The 18886-nt window shown below is 70.8% G+C and carries 14 protein-coding genes; 9 read left to right on the forward strand and 5 right to left on the reverse strand.

Going from position 1 to position 18886, the window contains the following annotated elements:
- Positions 1-8: 8 nt before the first annotated feature.
- The 4 genes from J8J14_RS13270 to J8J14_RS13285 are packed head-to-tail and all read right to left on the reverse strand — an operon-like array spanning position 9 to position 8924.
- Positions 9-3101 carry an efflux RND transporter permease subunit gene (locus J8J14_RS13270; protein ID WP_209380009.1) on the reverse strand — a complete coding sequence of 1031 codons (3093 nt, stop codon included), beginning with the start codon at positions 3099-3101 and terminating at the stop codon, positions 9-11.
- A complete protein-coding gene (locus tag J8J14_RS13275; RefSeq protein ID WP_209380010.1) occupies positions 3098-6208 on the reverse strand; it encodes an efflux RND transporter permease subunit in 3111 nt (1036 codons plus the stop codon). The genes J8J14_RS13270 and J8J14_RS13275 overlap by 4 nt, the downstream gene beginning before the upstream one ends.
- Positions 6205-7500, reverse strand: a complete 1296-nt coding sequence (locus tag J8J14_RS13280) for an efflux RND transporter periplasmic adaptor subunit (RefSeq protein ID WP_209380011.1) — start codon at positions 7498-7500, stop codon at positions 6205-6207. The genes J8J14_RS13275 and J8J14_RS13280 overlap by 4 nt, the downstream gene beginning before the upstream one ends.
- Positions 7497-8924, reverse strand: a complete 1428-nt coding sequence (locus J8J14_RS13285; protein ID WP_209380012.1) for an efflux transporter outer membrane subunit — start codon at positions 8922-8924, stop codon at positions 7497-7499. The genes J8J14_RS13280 and J8J14_RS13285 overlap by 4 nt, the downstream gene beginning before the upstream one ends.
- Before the next feature lie 249 nt (positions 8925-9173).
- Here J8J14_RS13285 and J8J14_RS13290 point away from each other — a divergent pair, with 249 nt between their 5' ends.
- The 9 genes from J8J14_RS13290 (at position 9174) to recO (ending at position 16998) form a co-directional block, all read left to right on the forward strand.
- Positions 9174-9887 (forward strand): sulfite oxidase-like oxidoreductase, encoded by a 714-nt coding sequence (locus J8J14_RS13290; protein ID WP_456307518.1) that lies wholly within the window; start codon positions 9174-9176, stop codon positions 9885-9887.
- Between the two features lie 4 nt (positions 9888-9891).
- Positions 9892-10422, forward strand: coding sequence for a 2-amino-4-hydroxy-6-hydroxymethyldihydropteridine diphosphokinase (folK, locus tag J8J14_RS13295; protein ID WP_245215744.1), 531 nt, complete (start codon positions 9892-9894; stop codon positions 10420-10422).
- A gap of 86 nt (positions 10423-10508) precedes the next feature.
- On the forward strand, positions 10509-10907 hold the full coding sequence (gene rpoZ, locus J8J14_RS13300; protein ID WP_209380013.1) for a DNA-directed RNA polymerase subunit omega: 399 nt from the start codon (positions 10509-10511) through the stop codon (positions 10905-10907).
- 19 nt (positions 10908-10926) lie between these two features.
- On the forward strand, positions 10927-13287 hold the full coding sequence (locus tag J8J14_RS13305) for a RelA/SpoT family protein (RefSeq protein ID WP_209380014.1): 2361 nt from the start codon (positions 10927-10929) through the stop codon (positions 13285-13287).
- Positions 13284-13703, forward strand: coding sequence for a holo-ACP synthase (gene acpS, locus J8J14_RS13310; RefSeq protein WP_209380015.1), 420 nt, complete (start codon positions 13284-13286; stop codon positions 13701-13703). Before J8J14_RS13305 ends, acpS begins: the two co-directional genes overlap by 4 nt.
- A gap of 111 nt (positions 13704-13814) precedes the next feature.
- A complete protein-coding gene (gene lepB, locus J8J14_RS13315) occupies positions 13815-14567 on the forward strand; it encodes a signal peptidase I (RefSeq protein ID WP_209380016.1) in 753 nt (250 codons plus the stop codon).
- A gap of 31 nt (positions 14568-14598) precedes the next feature.
- Positions 14599-15282: a ribonuclease III gene (rnc, locus tag J8J14_RS13320; protein ID WP_209380017.1), complete on the forward strand. Its 684-nt coding sequence runs from the start codon at positions 14599-14601 to the stop codon at positions 15280-15282.
- Positions 15283-15304: 22 nt separating this feature from the next.
- Positions 15305-16216 carry a GTPase Era gene (gene era / locus J8J14_RS13325; RefSeq protein ID WP_209380056.1) on the forward strand — a complete coding sequence of 304 codons (912 nt, stop codon included), beginning with the start codon at positions 15305-15307 and terminating at the stop codon, positions 16214-16216.
- Positions 16217-16248: 32 nt separating this feature from the next.
- A complete protein-coding gene (gene recO, locus J8J14_RS13330) occupies positions 16249-16998 on the forward strand; it encodes a DNA repair protein RecO (protein ID WP_209380018.1) in 750 nt (249 codons plus the stop codon).
- 283 nt (positions 16999-17281) lie between these two features.
- Here the strand turns inward: recO and J8J14_RS13335 are convergent, their stop codons facing one another.
- Positions 17282-18871, reverse strand: coding sequence for a hypothetical protein (locus tag J8J14_RS13335; RefSeq protein WP_209380019.1), 1590 nt, complete (start codon positions 18869-18871; stop codon positions 17282-17284).
- Positions 18872-18886 lie beyond the last annotated feature (15 nt).

The raw sequence follows: 18886 nt of genomic DNA on the forward strand, positions 1-18886 counted from the left end.
AGCCCCGCCTATTCCGCCGGGGCAGGCAGCGCGACGGGACGGTCGCGCCAGCGCAGCCGGTCCAGCGCCAGGTAGACCACCGGAGTGGTGTAGAGCGTCAGCACCTGGGAGACGACCAGCCCACCGATGATGGCGATGCCGAGCGGCGAGCGCAGCTCCGAACCCGTGCCGGTGCCGAGCGACAGGGGCACGGCGCCGAGCAGGGCGGCCAGCGTGGTCATCAGAATGGGCCGGAAGCGTTCCCGGCAGGCGGCGAGGATGGCTTCCTCGCTGCTGCCGCCCACGGTGCGCTCATGCTCCAGGGCGAAGTCCACCATCATGATGGCGTTCTTCTTCACGATGCCCAGCAGCAGGATCACGCCGATCAGCGCCACCACGGTGAGCGGGGTGTTCGTCGCGAGCAGCGCGAGCAGCGCTCCCAGCCCGGCCGTGGGCAGGGTGGAGATGATGGTGACCGGGTGGATGAAGCTCTCATACAAAACGCCGAGCACGACATAGATGGCCAGGAAGGCCCCGAGGATGAGCAGCGGCATGTCCCGGGTGAAGGACTGGGCGGCCGCGGCATTGCCGCCGAACTGGGCGCGGATGGTGCTGGGCATGCGCACCTGGCGCTGCACGTCCTCGATCAGCGTCTGGATCTCCGCCACGGTCATTCCCTCCTCAGGGTTGAAGGAGATGGAGGCTGCGGGGAAGCCGCCCTGATGGGTCACCGCCAGGGGAGCGGAGGCCGGCACCACTCGCGCGATGGCGGAAAGGGGAACCTGGATGTCGCCCGCGCCGGGCAGGAAGATGCGGGAGAGGTCGGGCGGACCCTGCTGCAGCTCGGGATCGATCTCCAGCACCGCGCGGTACTGGTTGCGGGCGCGGTAGATGGTCGAGACCTGTCGCTGGGAAAAGGCGTTGTTCAACGTCGCGTTGATCTCGCTCTGCGCCACGCCCAGCCGCGCCGCGGCCGCGCGGTCCACCTCCACCCGCGTGACCAGGCCGGAGCGGTCCTGGTCGCTGCTCACATCGTTGATGCCGGGCACCTGACGCAATGCCTGCACCAGGGTCTGCGTCCATTCGCGCAGCTCCTCGATGCTGTTGCCCAGGAGCACATAGGAGAAGCGACCCGCATCCGACCGCCCGCCGATGCGGATGTCCTCGTTGCTCCGCAGGAAGACGGCGGCGCCGGCGATGCGGTTCAGCGGCGCGCGCAGGCGTGCGATCACCTGCTCGGAGGAGACGTCCCGTTGCTCGCGCGGCTTGAGGGTGATGTAGATGCTGCCGCGGTTCGAGGCGCCCTGGCCGCCGCCGCTGCCCACGGTGGCGCCCACCGTGTCCACCGCCGGATCGGCCGTGATGATCTCCACCACCCGGCGCTGCAGGGCCTCCATCGTCGCGAAGGAGGTATCGGGCGCGGCCTGGGTGCTGCCGGAGAGAAGGCCGGTGTCCTGGGTCGGCAGGAAGCCCTTGGGCACGATCATGTAGAGCCAGACCGTCAGCGCCATCAGCCCGAAGGTGGCCAGCAGCATCAGCCAGCGGAAGCGCAGGAGGAAGGCCAGGCTGCGGATGTAGCCGCGCGCGGTGGCGGCCAGCTCGCCTTCGAACCAGCGCGCGAGAAGACCGGGGGGCTTCTCCGGCCCCGTCCGCTCCATCCAGCCCGCCATCATGGGCGTGAGGGTAAGGGAGACGATGCCGGAGATGGCGACGGCCACGGCCAGGGTGACGGAGAACTCCCGGAAGATGCGCCCGATGATGCCGCCCATGGCGAGGAGCGGGATGAAGACCGCGATGAGCGAGATGGTGATGGAGAGGACGGTGAAGCCGATTTCCCGCGCCCCGACCGTCGCGGCCTCGATCGGCCCCAGGCCGCGCTCGCGGTGGCGCGCCATGTTCTCGATCATCACGATGGCGTCGTCCACGACGAAGCCCACGCAGATCGTCAGCGCCATCAGGGATAGATTGTTGAATGAGTAGCCGATCCACCACATCACCGCGACGGTGCCGAGCAGGGAGAGCGGCACGGCGGCGCTGGCGGCGAGGATGGGCGCCCAGCGCCGCAGGAACACGGCCACCACCGCCACCACCAGGGCGATGGTGATGATGAGGGTGAAGCGTACCTCCTCCACCGAGGCGCGGATCGTGGTGGAGCGATCGCTCAGCACCTCCAGCCGCACGCCGGCCGGAACCCAGGATTCAACCTGCGGGATCATGGCGCGGATGCCGTCCAGCACGTCAATCACATTCGCCTCGGCCTGCTTGCGCACCATCAGCAGGATGGCAGGCCTGCCGTTGAACCAGCCGGCCTGGCGGCGGCTCCGCGTGCCATCCTCCACGCGCGCGATGTCGGCCAGGCGGACAATGGCGCCCCCTTCGGCCTTCAGCACGATCTCCCTGTAGGCATCGGCGCCGTCGATCCGGTCATTGGTGCGGATGGCGGCCGATTGCTCCGGCCCTTCGATGAAGCCCGTGGCCTGGGTGACGTTGGCGCGCGTGATGGCGAGGCGCACCTGCTCCATGGAAATGCCGGCGGAGGCGATGGCGGAGGGATCCACCGCCACGCGCACCGCCGGCTGGTCGCCGCCGCTGACCTCCACCTGCGCCACGCCCGGCACCTGGGCGAGGCGCTGCGCCACCAGGCTGTCCGCGATGTCATAGACCGCGGGGCCGGACTGGGTCTCCGATGTCATGGCCAGGATCATGATCGGCGCGTCGGCCGGGTTGATCTTGCGGATCGTGGGTGGGTTGGGCAGGCCCGAGGGCAGGTCCTGCCGCGCCCCGTTCACCGCCGCCTGCACGTCCTGCGCCGCCTCCCGCTGCGTGCGGGCGAGGTCGAACTGGATGATGATCCGCGTGCTGCCCAGGGAGGAGTAGGAGGTCATCTCCGTCACCCCGGGGATGGTGCCCAGCCGGCGCTCCAGGGGCGCGGCCACGGTGCTGGCCATGGTCTCCGGGCTCGCGCCGGGCTGGCTCGCGCTCACGACGATGGTCGGGATGTCCACGCTGGGCATGGAAGCCACGGGCAGGCGGAACAGGGCCACCAGCCCGACCAGCGCCAGCCCGATCGCCAGCAGCGAGGTGGCGATGGGCCGCGCGATGAAGGGGGCGGAGAGGTTCATTCCGCCGGGGCCGCCGGCGCCGCCGCGGCGCGGGGCCGCTGCAGCCGCGCCCGCACCCATTCGAGCGCGAGATAGACCGAGGGCGTGGTGAAGAGCGTGACGAACTGCGACAGGATGAGCCCGCCCACGATGGACACGCCGAGTGGCAGGCGCAGCTCGGACCCCGCGCCATGCCCGAGCACGAGGGGCAGCGCGCCGAGAAGGGCGGCGAGGGTGGTCATGGTGATCGGGCGGAAGCGGAGGATCGCCGCCTCGAAGATCGCCTCCCGCGGGGCCATCCCGCGCTCGCGCTGCGCGTCCAGGGCGAAGTCGATCATCATGATCGCGTTTTTCTTCACGATGCCCATGAGCAGAAGGATGCCGATGATCCCGACGATCGAGAGGTCGAGCCCGAACAGCTCCAGCGCCAGCAACGCCCCGATGCCGGCGGAGGGCAGGGTGGAGAGGATGGTCAGCGGATGGACCAGGCTTTCATACAGCACGCCCAGGGTGATGTAGATCACGACGACCGCCGCCAGGATCAGCCAGGGCTGGCTGCGGAGGGAGGCACTGAATTCCGCCGCATCCCCGGCGAAGCGCCCGGTGATGGTGGAGGGGACGCCGAGCTGGCGCATCGCCCCCTGGATCGCCTCCACCGCATGGCCGAGCGAGACGCCTTCGGCCAGGTTGAAGGAATAGGTCACGGCGGGGAACTGGTTCTCCCGCGTCACCTGGAGCGGCCCGCTGCCCCGGCCGATGCGCGCGATTTCGGAAAGGGGAACCACGGCGGCGGTACCGTCCGTGCTGCCGGCCACGCGAAGCAGGCCGAGCTTGGTGGGGTCCGCCAGGAAGTCCTCGCTCGCCTCCAGGATCACCCGGTACTGGTTGTTCGCGGCATAGATCGTGGAGATCTGGCGCTGGCCGAAGGCGTCGTAGAGCGCGTCGTCGATGGCCTGCATGGTCACGCCCAGCCGGCCGGCCCGGGCGCGGTCCACCTCCACCGTGATGCGCAGCCCTTCCTGCTGCTGGTCGCTGGAGAGGTCGATCAGCGCGGGCAGGCCGCGCAGCGCTTCGAGGATGCGCGGGGACCAGGCCGCCAGCTCCGCCGCGTCGGCATTCACGATGGTGTACTGGTATTGGGTGGTGCTGGCGCGGGCGCCGATCTGGATGTCCTGCACCGCCTGGGGATAGGAGACGATGCCGGGGATGCCGGCCAGCCGGGGCGCCAGCCGTGCGATGACCTCCTGCGCGGTCTCGCTCCGCTCGTCCCGCGGGCGAAGCACCGCCGTGACGCGCCCGCCATTCAGCGTGGCGTTCACCGTGCCGGCACCCACTACGGAGGTGACGGCCTCCACCGCCGGATCGGCACGCACGATCTCCGCGACCTGGCGTTGCAGCGCGGACATGCGCGCGAAGGAGACGTCGCCCGGGGCCTCGGTGGCGATCTGGATCAGGCCGGTATCCTGGGCGGGCAGGAAGCCCTTGGGCATGACCACGTAGAGCCAGCCGGTCAGGACCACCGTGCCCAGCGCCACCAGGAGGGTCAGGCCCTGTGCCCGCAGCGTCACCACCAGGGCGCGGCGATAGGCGGCCAGCATCCCGTCGAACACCCAGTCAGAAGCGCGGGCAACCCATCCCTTCCTGCCGGAAGCCGGGCGCAGCAGCAGGGCGCACATCATGGGGGTGAGGGTGAGGGAAACGACCATGGAGACGAGCACGGTGGCCGTCAGCGTCTCCGCGAATTCCCGGAACAGCCGCCCGACAACCCCTTCCATGAACAGCAGCGGGATGAAGACGGCGATGAGCGAGACGGTGAGGGAGATGATGGTGAAGGCGATGCCCCGCGCGCCCTCATAGGCGGCTGCCACGGGCTCCATCCCCTCCTCGATATGGCGGACGATGTTCTCGATCATCACGATGGCGTCGTCCACGACGAAGCCCGTCGCGATCACCAGCGCCATGAGGGAAAGGTTGTCGAGCGAGAAGCCCAGCCAATCCATCACGGCGAAGGTGCCGATGATGGAGAGCGGCAGGGAGACGGCGGGCACGATGGTCGCGCGCCCGGAATGCAGGAAGAGCCAGATCACCGCCACCACCAGCACGGTGGAGAGCACCAGGGTCAGCTGCACCTCATGCACCGAGGCGCGGATCGTTTCCGTCCGGTCCGAGACGATGGACATGCGGATCCCCGCGGGCAGTCCGCGTTCCAGATCCGGCAGCTGGGCACGGATGCGTGCGACGGTGTCCACGATATTCGCGCCGGGCTGGCGCTGCACATCGAGGATGACGGCGGGACGGCCATTCAGCCAGGCGGCATTGCGGTCGTTCTCCAGCCCCTCGATCGCCTGGCCGAGGTCGCGCAGCCGCACGGGTGCCTCGTTGCGGTAGGCCACGATGATGTCGGCGAATTCGGAAGGCGCGTTGATCTGGTCGTTCGCCATGATGGTGGAGGCCTGGCGTGCCCCGTCCAGCGAACCTTTCGGCGTGTTGGCGTTGGCGCCCGTCACCGCCGTGCGGACATCGGCCATGGAAAGCCCGTAGGCGGCGAGGCGCGCGGGATCGATGCGGATCCGGATGGCCGGGCGCATGTTCCCCTGCACCGTCACGCGCCCGACACCGGCGGATTGCGCCAGCTTCTGCGCCAGCAGCGTGTCCGCCGTGTCGGAAAGGCGGGCGATGGGCAGCGTGTCGGAGGTGAGGGCCAGGGTGATGATCGGCGGGTCCGCCGGGTTCACCTTCGCATAGGTCGGCGGATAGGGCAGGGTGGAGGGCAGGGTGCCGCGCGCGGCATCCAGCGCCGACTGCACGTCCTGCGCCGCCTCGTCGATGTTCTTGTCCAGCGCGAATTGCAGCGCGATCCGGCTCGTTCCCGGGCCGGAGGAAGACGTCATCACGCTGATGCCGGCGATCTGGCCGAGCTGCCGTTCGAGCGGGGCGGTGACCAGCAGCGCCACCGTGTCCGGGGAGGCGCCGGGGAGCTGGGTGGAAACCTCGATGGTCGGGAATTCCACCTCCGGCAGCGATGAGACGGGCAGGCGCAGATAGCCCCAGATCCCCACCAGCAGCACGGCGATGGAGAGCAGCGTGGTCGCCACCGGCCGCGAGATGAAGGGGGCGGAGATGTTCAATTCGGGATCTCCCGCGCATCCGCCGTGCGGCGCGGGCGGTTGCCTGGCGGGCGGGCGGGGGCACCGTCATCGGCCACGGCCACCGTCGTGCCCGCGCTCAGCCGCAGCCCACCGGAGGTCACCACCCGCTCGCCCGGGCGCAGGCCGTTCTGCACCACCGCATCCGCCAGCGTCGTCTGGCCCACGGTGACCGGGCGCTGCTCCACCCGCCGGTCCTCGCCGACGACGAAGGCATAGCTGCCCTCCGGCCCGCGCTGAATGGCCACCAGCGGCACCACCGTTGCCTGGGGCAGCACCTCGATCCGCAGGCGCAGGTTCACGAAGGCGCCGGGCCAGAGCGCGCGGTCCTCGTTCTCGAAGACGGCCTTGGCCCGGATGGTGCCGGTGGTGGATTCCACCGCGTTGTCCACCGTGAGCACCGTCCCGTGGAGCACGGGGGCATTGCCCGGGCCAGGCAGGGTCTGCACCGGCACGGGGCCGCTGGCCAGCGCCCGCATCAGCCGGGGCAATTCCTGCTGCGGCAGGGTGAAGGTCACGCCGATGGGCGACATCTGCGTCACGGTCACGATGCCATTCGCATCGGAGCTGCGGACGACATTGCCGGGATCGACCTGCCGGATGCCCACCCGCCCCGCGATGGGGGAGCGGATGGTGGCGTAGCTCAGCTGAGTCCGCGCCTGCGCGATCGCCGCGTCGTCCTGGCGGACCTGCGCCTCCAGCATGGCCACCTGGGCGCGCTGGGTGTCCACCTGCTGCTGGGTCACGCCCGCGCCGCGGGCGAGGCTCTGGTAGCGCTGCAGGTCCACCCGGGCATTGGCCAGCTGCGCCTGGTCATAGGCCTTCTTGGCCTCGGCCTGCTGCAGCGAGGCCTGCACGGTGCGGTCATCCACCTGCGCCAGCACCGCGCCCTCCTCCACCTCCTGGCCCTCGCGGAAATTCACCTCCATGAGCTGGCCGTCGAGCTGCGTGCGGACCACGACACTGGCGAGGGGCACCACCGTGCCGAGCGCATCCACTGTCAGGGCCAGGTCGCGCCGCGTCGCCTCGGCCACCGTCACCGGCACGGCGATCCCGCCACCGGGCCGACGGCGCGCGCCGCCGGGCCCGCCGCCCTGGCGTGCCGCGCCGGGCCCCTGTGGCGGGGCGGAACCCTGCGGGCCCTGGGCCTCGGCCTGGTCGCGGGCCGTGCTCGGGTCCCGCCCGGCCTCGCGGCCCTGCCACCACCACCATCCGGCCCCGCCCACGCCCGCGAGGATGACGAGGGTGACGATCCAGGCGAAACCGCGCCTCATAGGGCGACCTCCGGGACAGCGACGCCGGCACCCCAACCGCCGCCCAGGGCGCGGAACAGGCCGACAGAGGCCTGGAACCGCGCGAGCCGCGCGCTGGAGAGGTTTCGCCGCGCGCTGAAGAGCGTGGACTGGGTGTTCAGCAGCGTGATGAGATTGATGATGCCGCCGCGCAGCTGTTCCTCGGCGATGGAATAGGCGCGCTGGGCACGGGCCTCGGCCTCCCGCAGGAGCCGCTCCTGATCCGTCGTTTCGCGCAGGGCCGCCAGCGCGCTTTCCACATCGGAGAGGGCGGAGAGGATGGCCTGGCGATAGAGGACCAGCAGCTCGGCCTGCTGGGCGCGGGCCAGCTCCACCTGGCCCCGCAGCGCGCCGCCATCGAAGATGGTCTGCGCGATGCTGGCCGCGATCGAGTAGAACTGGGCCTCCGGCCGGAGAAGCGTGCCGAGGAGAAGCGACTGGAATCCGCCCTGGGCCGAAAGGTTCACCGAGGGAAAGAGGGCTGCGCGCGCCGCCGCGACATTCGCATTGGCCGAGGCGAGGGTGGCTTCCGCCGCCAGCACGTCCGGCCGCCGGGCCAGCAGCGCGGAAGGCAGGCCGGGGGTGGGGGAGGGCACGTCCAGTCCCCGGAAGCCCTCGCCCGTGACCTCCAGCTCGACAGGCGCGAGCCCGAGCAGCACGGCAAGCGCGGCCGTGTTCTCCGCGATGGACTGGCGCAGCGGCGGCACCGCCGCCTCCTGCTGGGCCACCACCGTCTCCTGCTGGGCGAGGTCGAGGCCGGTGGCCGTCCCGGCCGCCACCTGCTGGCGGATGACGGAAAGCACCCGGCGCGCCGCGCTGAGATTGGCCTGCTGGATGCGCAGCGCCTCCCGCGCCTCCAGGATGGCGAAATAGGTGTTGGCGACCGATGCCTCGGCGGTGATGAGCGCGGTGCCCAGGTCGAAGCGCCGGGCGACTGCCGCGAGCCGCGCCGATTCGGCGTTGTTGCGATTGCGGCCCCAGAAATCCACCTCGTAGGAGGCGGCGAGATCGGCCGAGTAGCTCGTCACGGCGCGGGCGCCGCCGCCACTCTGGCTACGCTGCGCGCTTCCCCCGGCCGTCACCAGGGGCAGCAGGGCGGAACCGACGATCCGGGCCGAGGCGTCGGCCTGCCGCACCCGGGCAGCGGCCGCGGCCAAGTCCAGATTGTCGCTGGCCATGCGGCGCATCAGCCGCTCCAGCTCCACCGAGCCATAGCCGCGCCACCAGTTCGGGTCCGGCCAGCGCACCGGGGCGCCGGGCGCGGCTTCGCGGAAGCGGTTGGGGCCGGCGGCGATGCCCGGGATCGCATCGGGCTGGAAGGCGCAGCCGGCGGGGAGGGCACCGGCCAGGGCGCCCAGGATGAGCCTGCTCGTGCCCCGGCGCGTGGTGAAGGCGGGGGCTGTCATCGGAATCGCTTCATGCACTGCATGATTTTAGGCGTGAACCTGGCCATGCCCCATTCCCTGTTACCCTTCGGCACCCGCCGTTCGCCAAAGCCATAGAGCGCCGGCGAGGCAGGAAGATGGCCCTGGCCCACCAGGATCCCGGGCCGGGGGCCCGGCCCTCCGCCAAGGTTGTCCGTTATGCGCATGCAGCAAGAAGCCCTGCCGCGGGAACCCGTTGCATCCGGCGCCGGCTGGGCGCACCTCTCCCGCATGACCGACACGACCGAAACCGGGATGGGCCCCGAGGCCACCTCCGGGGCCAGCCAGGAAGCCGCCCAGGGGGGCATCAAGGAAAAGCTCGTCCGGACGAAGGAGCGCTGGGCGGGGGAGGGCAGGCTCCTCACCGGCATGACCTCCACGCCCGACCGGGACCGGCTGCCACCCGGGCAGCGCCTCGTCACGGACTGGCCGGTGCTGGACCTTGGCATCCAGCCCGCCGTCGCGGAGGCGGCGGCCCGGCTGGATATCGATGGGCTGGTGGAGAACCCGCTCTCCCTCTCCTGGGCGGAGCTGATGGCGCTGCCGCAGGAGGAGCGCCGGAACGACATCCATTGCGTGACCCAGTGGTCCCGCTACGACAATGACTGGCGCGGCATCTCGATCACCGCCCTGCTGGCCCAGGCCAGGCCGCGCCGCGAGGCCGCCTTTGTGACCATGGAGTCGCATGACGGCTACACGACCAACCTTCCCCTGGCCGATCTCGACCGCCCGGAGAACCTGCTGGCCACCCATTGGGAGGGCAAGCCGCTGACCCGCCAGCATGGCGGCCCGCTGCGGCTGGTGGTGCCCCATCTCTATTTCTGGAAGAGCCCGAAATGGATCCGGCGCATCTCCCTGATCGCGCAGGACCGGCCGGGCTTCTGGGAGGTGCGCGGCTATCACGACCGGGGCGATCCCTGGCTGGAGCAGCGCTACTCCGCCTGATGCCATGAGGCACGGCATGGGCGACCCGGCGGGGGACACCATCATCGCCATTGGCGCCAACCTGCCCGGGGCGGATGGCGCGGCGCCGCTGGCGAGCTGCCGGGCGGCCGCGGCGGCGCTGGACGGGGTTTGCGGCCTTTCCCTCGTCGCGACCTCCTCCTGGTGGGAAACCGCCCCGGAGCCGCCCGCCCCGGAAAGCCCCTGGTATGTGAACGGTGCGGCCCGGCTGCGGGGCGAGGCCGACCCGGCCGGGCTCCTGGCCGCGCTGCAGGCGATCGAGAACGCCGCGGGGCGCGTGCGGCCCTATCCGAACGCCCCCCGGACCCTGGACCTGGACATCATCGCGATGGGCCGCCTGGTCCGGGCCGGGCCCGATCCGGTGATCCCCCATCCCCGGGCGCATCTGCGCCGTTTCGTGCTGGTGCCCCTGGCTGAGCTCTGGCCGGGCTGGACCCATCCGGTGAGCGGGCTTACCGTCCGCGCCATCCTGGACAGCCTGCCGCCCGCCCCCATGCGGGCGGCCGGGGAGGCTTGACCCCGAAGCCCGGCCTTCCGGGCTTGTGTTTCGGTGTGCGGCTGTCTATCTGACCCATTCGCCCGCACACAATTTCGGAGTCCGGTATGGCCCGCGTCACGGTCGAGGACTGCATCCTCCAGGTTCCCAACCGCTTCGACCTCGTCCTGCTCGCCGCCCAGCGCGCCCGCGCCATCTCGCGTGGCGATGAGCTGACGGTGGACCGCGACAACGACAAGAACCCCGTCATCGCCCTGCGCGAGATCGCCGAGCAGACCGTCGAGCTGAACGGGCTGAAGGAGGACATCGTGAAGTCCCTCCTGCGCGCCCCGGAGCCGGAGCCCGTGGAGGAGGAGGTCATCGACCTCATCGCCACGGACGAGAACATCTTCGGCGTGATGGACGTGAACGAGGAGACCGCGGCCGAGGCCGGCATGCAGGTCGAGGACATGTCCGGCGACGACCTCGAGGCCGCGATCGCGGCCGAGCTCGGCGGCCGCCGCTGACCGCGAAACAGACCATCCGATGACCGACGGCACCGGGATACCATTCTTCCCCGGTGCCGGCACGGGCCCCTTCCGGGCGCCCGAGGGCGTGGCCAGCAGCGCGCCCGGCAGGCTGGACGCGGCCCAGGAGGCAGCGCCCGGCAAGGATCTGGTGGGGGATGCCGGGCTGGGCCCGGATCCCGGCCAGGCATTGGCCGATCTCGTCACGGGCTACGACCCCCGGGCGGATGGCGCGATGATCAGCCGGGCCTACCGCGTCGCCGAACACGCGCATCGAAATCAGCAGCGCGACAATGGCGATCCCTATATCGGGCATCCCGTCGCCGTCGCGCAGATCCTGGCCGGCTACCGGCTGGACGCTGCCACCATCGCCACCGCCCTGCTGCATGACACGGTCGAGGATACCGGGCTCACGCTGCAGGATCTATCCCGCGACTTCGGGCCGGAGATCGCGAAGCTCGTGGACGGCGTCACCAAGCTGACAAGGCTGGAACTGCAGTCCGAGCGGACCAAGCAGGCCGAGAACTTCCGCAAGCTCGTCCTGGCGATGAGCGAGGACATCCGGGTCCTCCTGGTGAAGCTCGCGGACCGCACCCACAACATGCGGACCCTTCACTTCGTCCCCCAGCAGCACCGGCGCATGCGCACGGCGCGGGAGACGATGGAGATCTACGCGCCGCTGGCCGAGCGCATCGGCATGCAGGCCGTAAAGGATGAGCTGGAGGACCGCGCCTTCCGCGAGCTCCAGCCCGATGCCTCCCAGACCATCAATGCCCGCCTGGCCTACCTTCGCGGACAGGGCGCCGACCTGATCGAGGAGATCAAGGCGGATATCCGCCGCCGCTTGCGGGACGCCGAGGTGCCGGTGATCGACATCCAGGGGCGCGAGAAATCGGCCTATGGCATCTGGCTGAAGATGCACTCGAAGAAGGTGGAGTTCGAGCAGCTCTCGGACATCATGGCCTTCCGCATCATCACGGATGACAAGGCGAACTGCTACGCCGCCCTGGGCGCCATCCACTCCGCCTATCGCGTCGTCCCCGGCCGCTTCAAGGACTACATCTCCACCCCCAAGCCGAACGGCTACCAGTCCGTCCACACCGGCGTGACGGTGCCGGAGCGGCGGAACGCAAAGATCGAGGTGCAGATCCGCACGCCGGAGATGCATGAGGTGGCTGAGTTCGGCGTCGCCGCCCACTGGATCTACAAGCAGGGCCCGGACGGGGTGGTCAACGCATCCCGCGACCGCAAGCGCTTTCCCTGGGTGAAGGACCTGCTGGAGATCCTGGAGAATGCCGGGGAGGCGCAGGACTTCCTGGAGAACACGAAGCTCGCCCTCCACCAGGACCAGGTCTTCTGCTTCACCCCCAAGGGCGACCTGATCGCGCTGCCGCGGGGCGCGACCCCCGTGGACTTCGCCTACCACGTGCACTCGCAGATCGGCGATTCCTGCGTTGGCGCGAAGATCAATGGCCGCATCGTCCCGCTCCGCCACCAGCTGGAGAATGGCGACCAGGTCGAGATCATCACGGCGCGCGGCGGCACGCCGAACCCGGCCTGGGAACGCTTCGTCGTCACCGGCAAGGCGCGCGCCCGCATCCGGCGCACCGTGCTGGCCCGCCAGCGCGAGGAGAGCCGCGAGAATGGTCGCCAGGCCATCGCCCGGGCCTTCCGCGGGGAAGGGCTGGACTTCTCGGAGAAGATCGCCGAGCCGGCGGTGAAGGCCCTGAAGCAGGTCAGCTTCGAGGATCTCTGCATCGCCGTTGGCAACGGCAACATCACGGCGCGGGACGTGCTGCACGCCGCCGTGCCGGAACTGCGCGGCCCGCCCCGCCCGGCCGTCAGCCCGCTGGAGGCGCTGGCCCTTGCCCGGGCCCGTGGGAAGCCCGGCTCCACCACCGTGCCCCAGCGCGGGCGGGGGAGGGATGTCGCCCATGGCATCACCGGCCTCGTCTCCGGCATGGAGGTGAACTTCGCCGGCTGCTGCCACCCGGTTCCCGGGGACCGCATCCTGGGCATCGTCTCCACCGGACGGGGCGTGACCGTGCACAAGCAGGGCTGCCACACGCTGGACGCCTTCGCGGCGACCCCGGAGCGCTTCATCGACGTGGACTGGGACAGCGAGCCCGGCGCGGCCGGCGAGCATATCGCCCGCCTCTCGGTCATCACCTCCAACGAGAGCACGGCCATCGCGGGCATGACCACGGCGATCGCCAAGCAGGACGCGCGCATCCAGTCCCTGCGCTTCCTGCACCGCGCGCCGGATTTCGCGGAGCTGAACGTGGACATGGAGGTGAAGGACCTGCGGCACCTCTCCAGCGTCATCGCGGCGCTCCGGGCGCTGCCGGGAATCGAGCAGGTGGAGCGGGCGAAGTCGTGATCCTCGGCCTCGGCAACGACATGGTGGATATCCGCCGGATCGAGCGCACCATCGCGCGGCACGGGGACCGATTCCTTTCCCGCATCTTCACCGAGCAGGAGCGCGCCAAGGCGGAGCGCCGGGGCGAGCGGACGCGGGTGGCCACCTATGCCAAGCGCTTCGCGGCCAAGGAGGCGGCCTCCAAGGCATTGGGCACGGGCTTCCGTGCCGGGGTGTTCTGGCGCGACCTGGGGGTGGTGAACCTGCCCTCCGGCCAGCCCACCCTGCGCATGACGGGCGGGGCGGCGGAACGGCTGGCGGCCATGACGCCGCCGGGGCACGCCGCCCAGGTCAGCCTCACCATGACGGACGAATACCCCTATGCCGAGGCGGTGGTGATCATCTCCGCCATTCCCCTTCCGGCTGCCCTTCCTTGACAGCCCGCCCCAACTGTCGCACCCACGGCCACGCGGCGGCCCGACCCGTGCCCCCTTTTCGGGCCTCCGGGGGCGTTCGGCCGGCCGGGTGAGGCCGCGAAGAAGCATACGATGACCAAGAAGACCTCCGGCGGCTGGCTGGAGAGCCTGAAGACGATCCTCTATGCGGGCCTGATCGCCATCGGCATCCGCACCATCGCCTTCGAGCCATTCAACATCCCTTCGGGCAGCATGATCCCCACCCTGCTGGTGGGCGACTACCTGTTCGTGTCCAAATACTCCTACGGCTATTCGCGGGCCTCGCTGCCCTTCAGCCCCAACCTGTTCAGCGGCCGGATCCTGGGCAGCCTGCCGGCGCGCGGGGATGTGGCCGTGTTCAAGCTGCCGCGGGACGGCACCACGGACTACATCAAGCGCATCGTCGGCCTGCCGGGGGACCGCGTCCAGGTTCGCCAGGGCATCCTGCGCATCAACGGGCAGCAGGTGCAGCGCGTGGCCGCCGGCCCCTATACGGTCGAGGGGGACGGGCCCCGCATGACCGTCCGCCTCTACCGCGAGACGCTGCCGGCCAGCGCCGGCAGCGCCCCCCGGACGCATGAGATCCTGGAGGCCTCGGATGACGGCCCCTACGACAACACGCAGGAATTCGTGGTTCCGCCCGACCACGTCTTCGCCATGGGCGACAACCGCGACAATTCGCTCGACAGCCGGGCCACCAGCTATGTCGGCTTCATCCCGGTTGAGAACCTGGTCGGGCGCGCCGAGTTCCTCTTCTTCTCCTGGGACGGTTCGGCCCGCTGGTGGGAGGTCTGGGCATGGCCCTTCGCGGTGCGCTGGTCCCGCATCTTCTCGGCGGTCCGGTGATGGCCGGCCGCATGATGAAGGCGGGCAGGCAGTGAAGCCCCCCGTCGCCGCCCTGGCCGGGCGGCTGGGGCATGTGTTCCGTGACCCCGCGCTGCTGGAGCAGGCGCTCACCCACCGCTCCGCCGCCGATCCCAAGCGCCGCCAACTCGATTCGAACGAGCGGATGGAGTTCCTGGGCGACCGCGTCCTCGCGCTGTGCATGGCCGAATGGCTGGCCGAACGCTTCCCGCAGGAGCGGGAAGGGGAGCTGGGCAAGCGGCTGGCCGTGCTGGTCGCCGCGGATACGCTGGCCAAGGTCGGGGACGCGATCGGCCTGCCCGCCGCGCTGCGCATCCCCCCCGCCGAGGGGCGCACGGGGCTGCGGCAGCGCGCGAATGTGGTGGCGGACGCGACCGAGGCCCTGATCGGCGCCCTTTACCTCGATGGTGGGCTGCCGGCCGCGCGCGCCTTCGTCCGCGCCGAATGGGAAGAGGCGATGGGGGCCGATGCGACCCCGCCCATGTCCGCAAAGAGCCGGCTGCAGGAATACCTGCTGGGCCGTGGCCAAGGCTTGCCGGAATATGTGCTGGTGGGCACCGAAGGTCCCTCCCACGCCCCGGTCTTCACCGTCTCCGCCCGCGCCTGTGGCCGCTCCGCCGAGGCGAGTGGCGACAGCAAGCGCGCAGCGGAGCAACTGGCCGCCGAGGCCCTGCTGGCGGAGCTCTCCCGTGGCTGAGGAAACAGGCGACATCCCCGGCATGCCCGAGGAGCAGGAGGGGCCCTCCCGCGCCGGCCTCGCCGCCGTGCTGGGCGCCCCCAATGCCGGCAAGTCCACGCTGGTGAACCGGCTGGCCGGGGCAAAGGTCTCCATCGTCTCGAACAAGCCGCAGACCACGCGCTTCCGCATCCGCGCGATCATCACCGAGGGACGTTCCCAGGTGGTGCTGACGGACACGCCCGGCATCTTCTCCCCCCGGCGCCGGCTGGACCGCGCCATGGTCGCCGCCGCCTGGGGCGGTGCGCAGGACGCGGACCTCGCGATGCTGGTGGTGGATGCCCGCGCCGGGGTGACGGAACCCTTGCGCGCCATCGTCGCCAAGCTGGCCAAGGGAGCCCCGCCGCTCTGGCTGGTGCTGAACAAGACCGACCTGTTCGACACCAAGCGGCTGCTCCCGCTGACGGCGGAGCTGAACGGCATGCTGAGCTTCGCCGAGACCTTCATGATCTCGGCCGAGACCGGCGACGGGGTGGACAGGCTCCGCACCCGTCTCTGCGAGGCCATGCCCGCGGGGCCCTGGCTCTTCCCCGAGGACGAGCTGTCCGACGTGACGGACCGGATGCTCGCGGCCGAGATCGTGCGCGAGCAGATCCTGCGCCAGACCCATGAGGAGGTGCCCCACCACGCCACGGTGGAAACCGAATCCTGGCAGGAGCGGAAGGACGGATCGGTCCGGATCGACTGCACCATCTATGTCGGCCGCGCCTCGCAGAAGGCGATCATCATCGGCGACAAGGGCAGCCGGATCCGGGAGATCGGCCAGCGGGCGCGTTCGGAGCTGACGAAGCTGCTGGAGCGGCCCGTCCACCTGTTCCTCAACGTGAAGGACCGGCCGGGCTGGGATGAGGAGCGGGGGCGGCTGCGCGCCCTTGGCCTCGAGGACCTGGAGTAGCCGCCGCGCGCGGCTTGCCCCATCCTCCCGCCATGGAATGGACCGCGCCCGCCATCGTGCTCGAATCCCGCCCGCTCGGCGAGGGTGGGGCGGTGGTCACCGTCCTCACCGAGGAGCATGGGCGCCATGCCGGGCTGGTGAAGGGTGGCGCCTCGCGCGGGCAGGCGGCCACCTGGCTGCCGGGCAACCTTGTCGAGGCACGCTGGGTCGCGCGGCTGGCCGAGCAGCTCGGGCTCCTGAGCGGCGATCTCGTGCATCCGGCGGCAGCCCTGGCCATGGATGACCCGCTGGCCCTCGCGCTGCTATCCTCCGCCTGCGCCGTGGCAGCGGAGGCGTTGCCGGAGCGGGAGCCGCATGCGGCGGTCTTCCGGGGCCTGCTGCCGATCATCGCCCATCTGCAGCGCGGCGCGCGGGAGGTGATTCCCGACTACATCCACTGGGAGGTGCAGCTCCTGGCCGATCTTGGCTATGGGCTGGACCTGACGCGCTGCGCCATGACCGGGGACACGGCGCGGCTGACCCATGTCTCACCCAAGTCCGGCCGCGCGGTGCGGGACGATATTGCCGCGCCCTATGGCGACCGGATGCTTCCCCTGCCTCCCTTCATGCGCAAGGCAAGCCTGCCCAGCGGCCCGAAGGACTGGGCGGATGCCTTGCGGCTGACCGGCCATTTCCTCGCCCGTGATGCCTTCGGCGCACGGCATCGGCCCATTCCGGCGGCGCGCCAGGCCCTGGCGGACCGGGTGGCGCTACTGGCCGAGGCGGCGCCGAACCAGGCCTGAGGCCGCCGCCCGGGCGCCGGCCTGGCTGGCACGACAGGCGCGCACCCCAAAGGTGCTCAACGCCCTGGCGGGTCAGAGCACCGGTAATATTAGCCCTTATTGGCCTGTCTACGCTGAATCCGGAGGCGCTTGCGGGCGGTCTTTCGGCTGCGTTTGGTTCTGTTACGCACGACGGCACATTCCCTTCGTGAACTGGAGCGTCGGACCCTAGCAAGCTGGCCTCCGGCTGCAAACGGACGGCGCGCCCCGCCGGGGGCACCGATACTGGGGCGCAACGGTTAGGCTAGGGCGCGGGCCGCACCAGAACCAGGTTGAACTCGCCGCCCGCACCCTCCAGCAGGCGGATGCGCAGGAAGGCGGGTCGCGGCGCCGGCGGGATCTCAAGCCGCGAGGCAAGGCCATCGGCGTCGTCGTTCTCGGCCAGTACCGTGCCGTTCTCGTCCAGCAGGGCCAGCTCGGTATCCACCTCGGGCGCCAGGCCGAAGGTCATGGCCAGGGCCGGCCTCCCGTCATGCGGCAGGGCGATGTAGCGGTCTTCCGCAGCATCCATGCGCAGCCGCAAGGCCTCGCCCAGGATGAGGGTGGGCCGGCGCCTGGCCTCCTCCAGCTCCGCGGCGGGGCCTGTCTCAGTCGTGGTCTGTTGCGCGCCCTGCACGACCAGCTCGAAGCTGCCGCGCCCGCCATCCAGCAGGCTGGCCCGGATGAAGGCTGCCCTTCCGGAGGCATCGGCGGTGCGGAGGCGTGAGGCGAGGCCGCCGCCGCCATCGTCATCCTCGAGCAGCACCTCCCCCTGGTCATCCAGCAGGGCCAGCACCGTATCGACATTCTCGCCGAGATCCCGCGTGGAGAGAGTCAGCGCCTGTCCCTCGGGCAGGGCGAACACGGCCTGCCGGCCGCGCCCGAGCTCGATGCGCAGGGTCTGCCCGGGGTTCAGCGGGCCGCGCGACCGGGCCTGCTCCAACGAGGTCGGGTAGTCTGGTTCGGGTGACGGGGCCTCGCGCTCCAGCACCACCTCAAAGCTTCCGGTGCCGCCATCCACCAGGCTGGCGCGCAGGGTCATCGGCCCGCTCCCCTGCATCAGCGGCAGGAGGGATGCGAGGCCTTCACCCCCATCATCGTTCCGGGCCACCACCTGCCCCGAGGCGTCGAGGAGGGCTAGTTCCGTATCCGCCCCGCGCGACAGCGCGCGCGTCGCCGCGATCAGGTCCGTCCGTTCCTCCGGCAGGGCGAAGAAGGCGTGCTGGCCCCGGCGCAGCCGCACGCGCACGGGCTGCCCCAGGGTGAGGGGCGGGCGCCCGGCCGCCGAAGCCTGGTCTGTCGCGAAATCCGGTGGTGGCAGGGGCTGTTCCCGCGTCAGCACCAGCTCGAACCGGCCGCCCTGGTTCTCCAGCGTGCCGGCACGGATCAGGCGCACGCCGTCGCCCGGCTGCGCCTCCAGGCGGGAGGCAAGCTCCTCCCCGCCGCCGTCATCATCCTCGGACAGCACGTCACCCGCCTCGTCGAGCGTGGCCAGCACCGTGTCCGTGCCGCGGGCCAGCCGGCGGGTCTCCACCCTCCAGGCCTCACCGGCTTCCGGTGCGATGCGGAAAAAGGCCTGCTGTCCCCGCCGCAGCGTGACCTGGACCGGGCGGTCCGGCTGGAGCGGCGGCGCCTGGGCCGCATCGCCAGGGCTGAGTGCGACGCGGGAGGCCGGCGGACTGGCGGGTGAGGGGGCAGGGCTCTTCGGCGGCCCGGCCTGAACCGGCAGGAGCAGCCCGCTCGGAACGGGGTCGGCCGCCAGGGCCGGTGCCGCCGCGCCAACCGCCAGGACAAGGCCCAGCACATGGCCCGCCGGCCGCAGCCCCCGGCCCCTGGTCCATCCCTGCCGTGCCATCTGGCATCCTCCGTG

This window comes from Pararoseomonas baculiformis, assembly GCF_017813395.1.
Taxonomy (GTDB): Bacteria; Pseudomonadota; Alphaproteobacteria; order Acetobacterales; family Acetobacteraceae; genus Roseomonas; species Roseomonas baculiformis.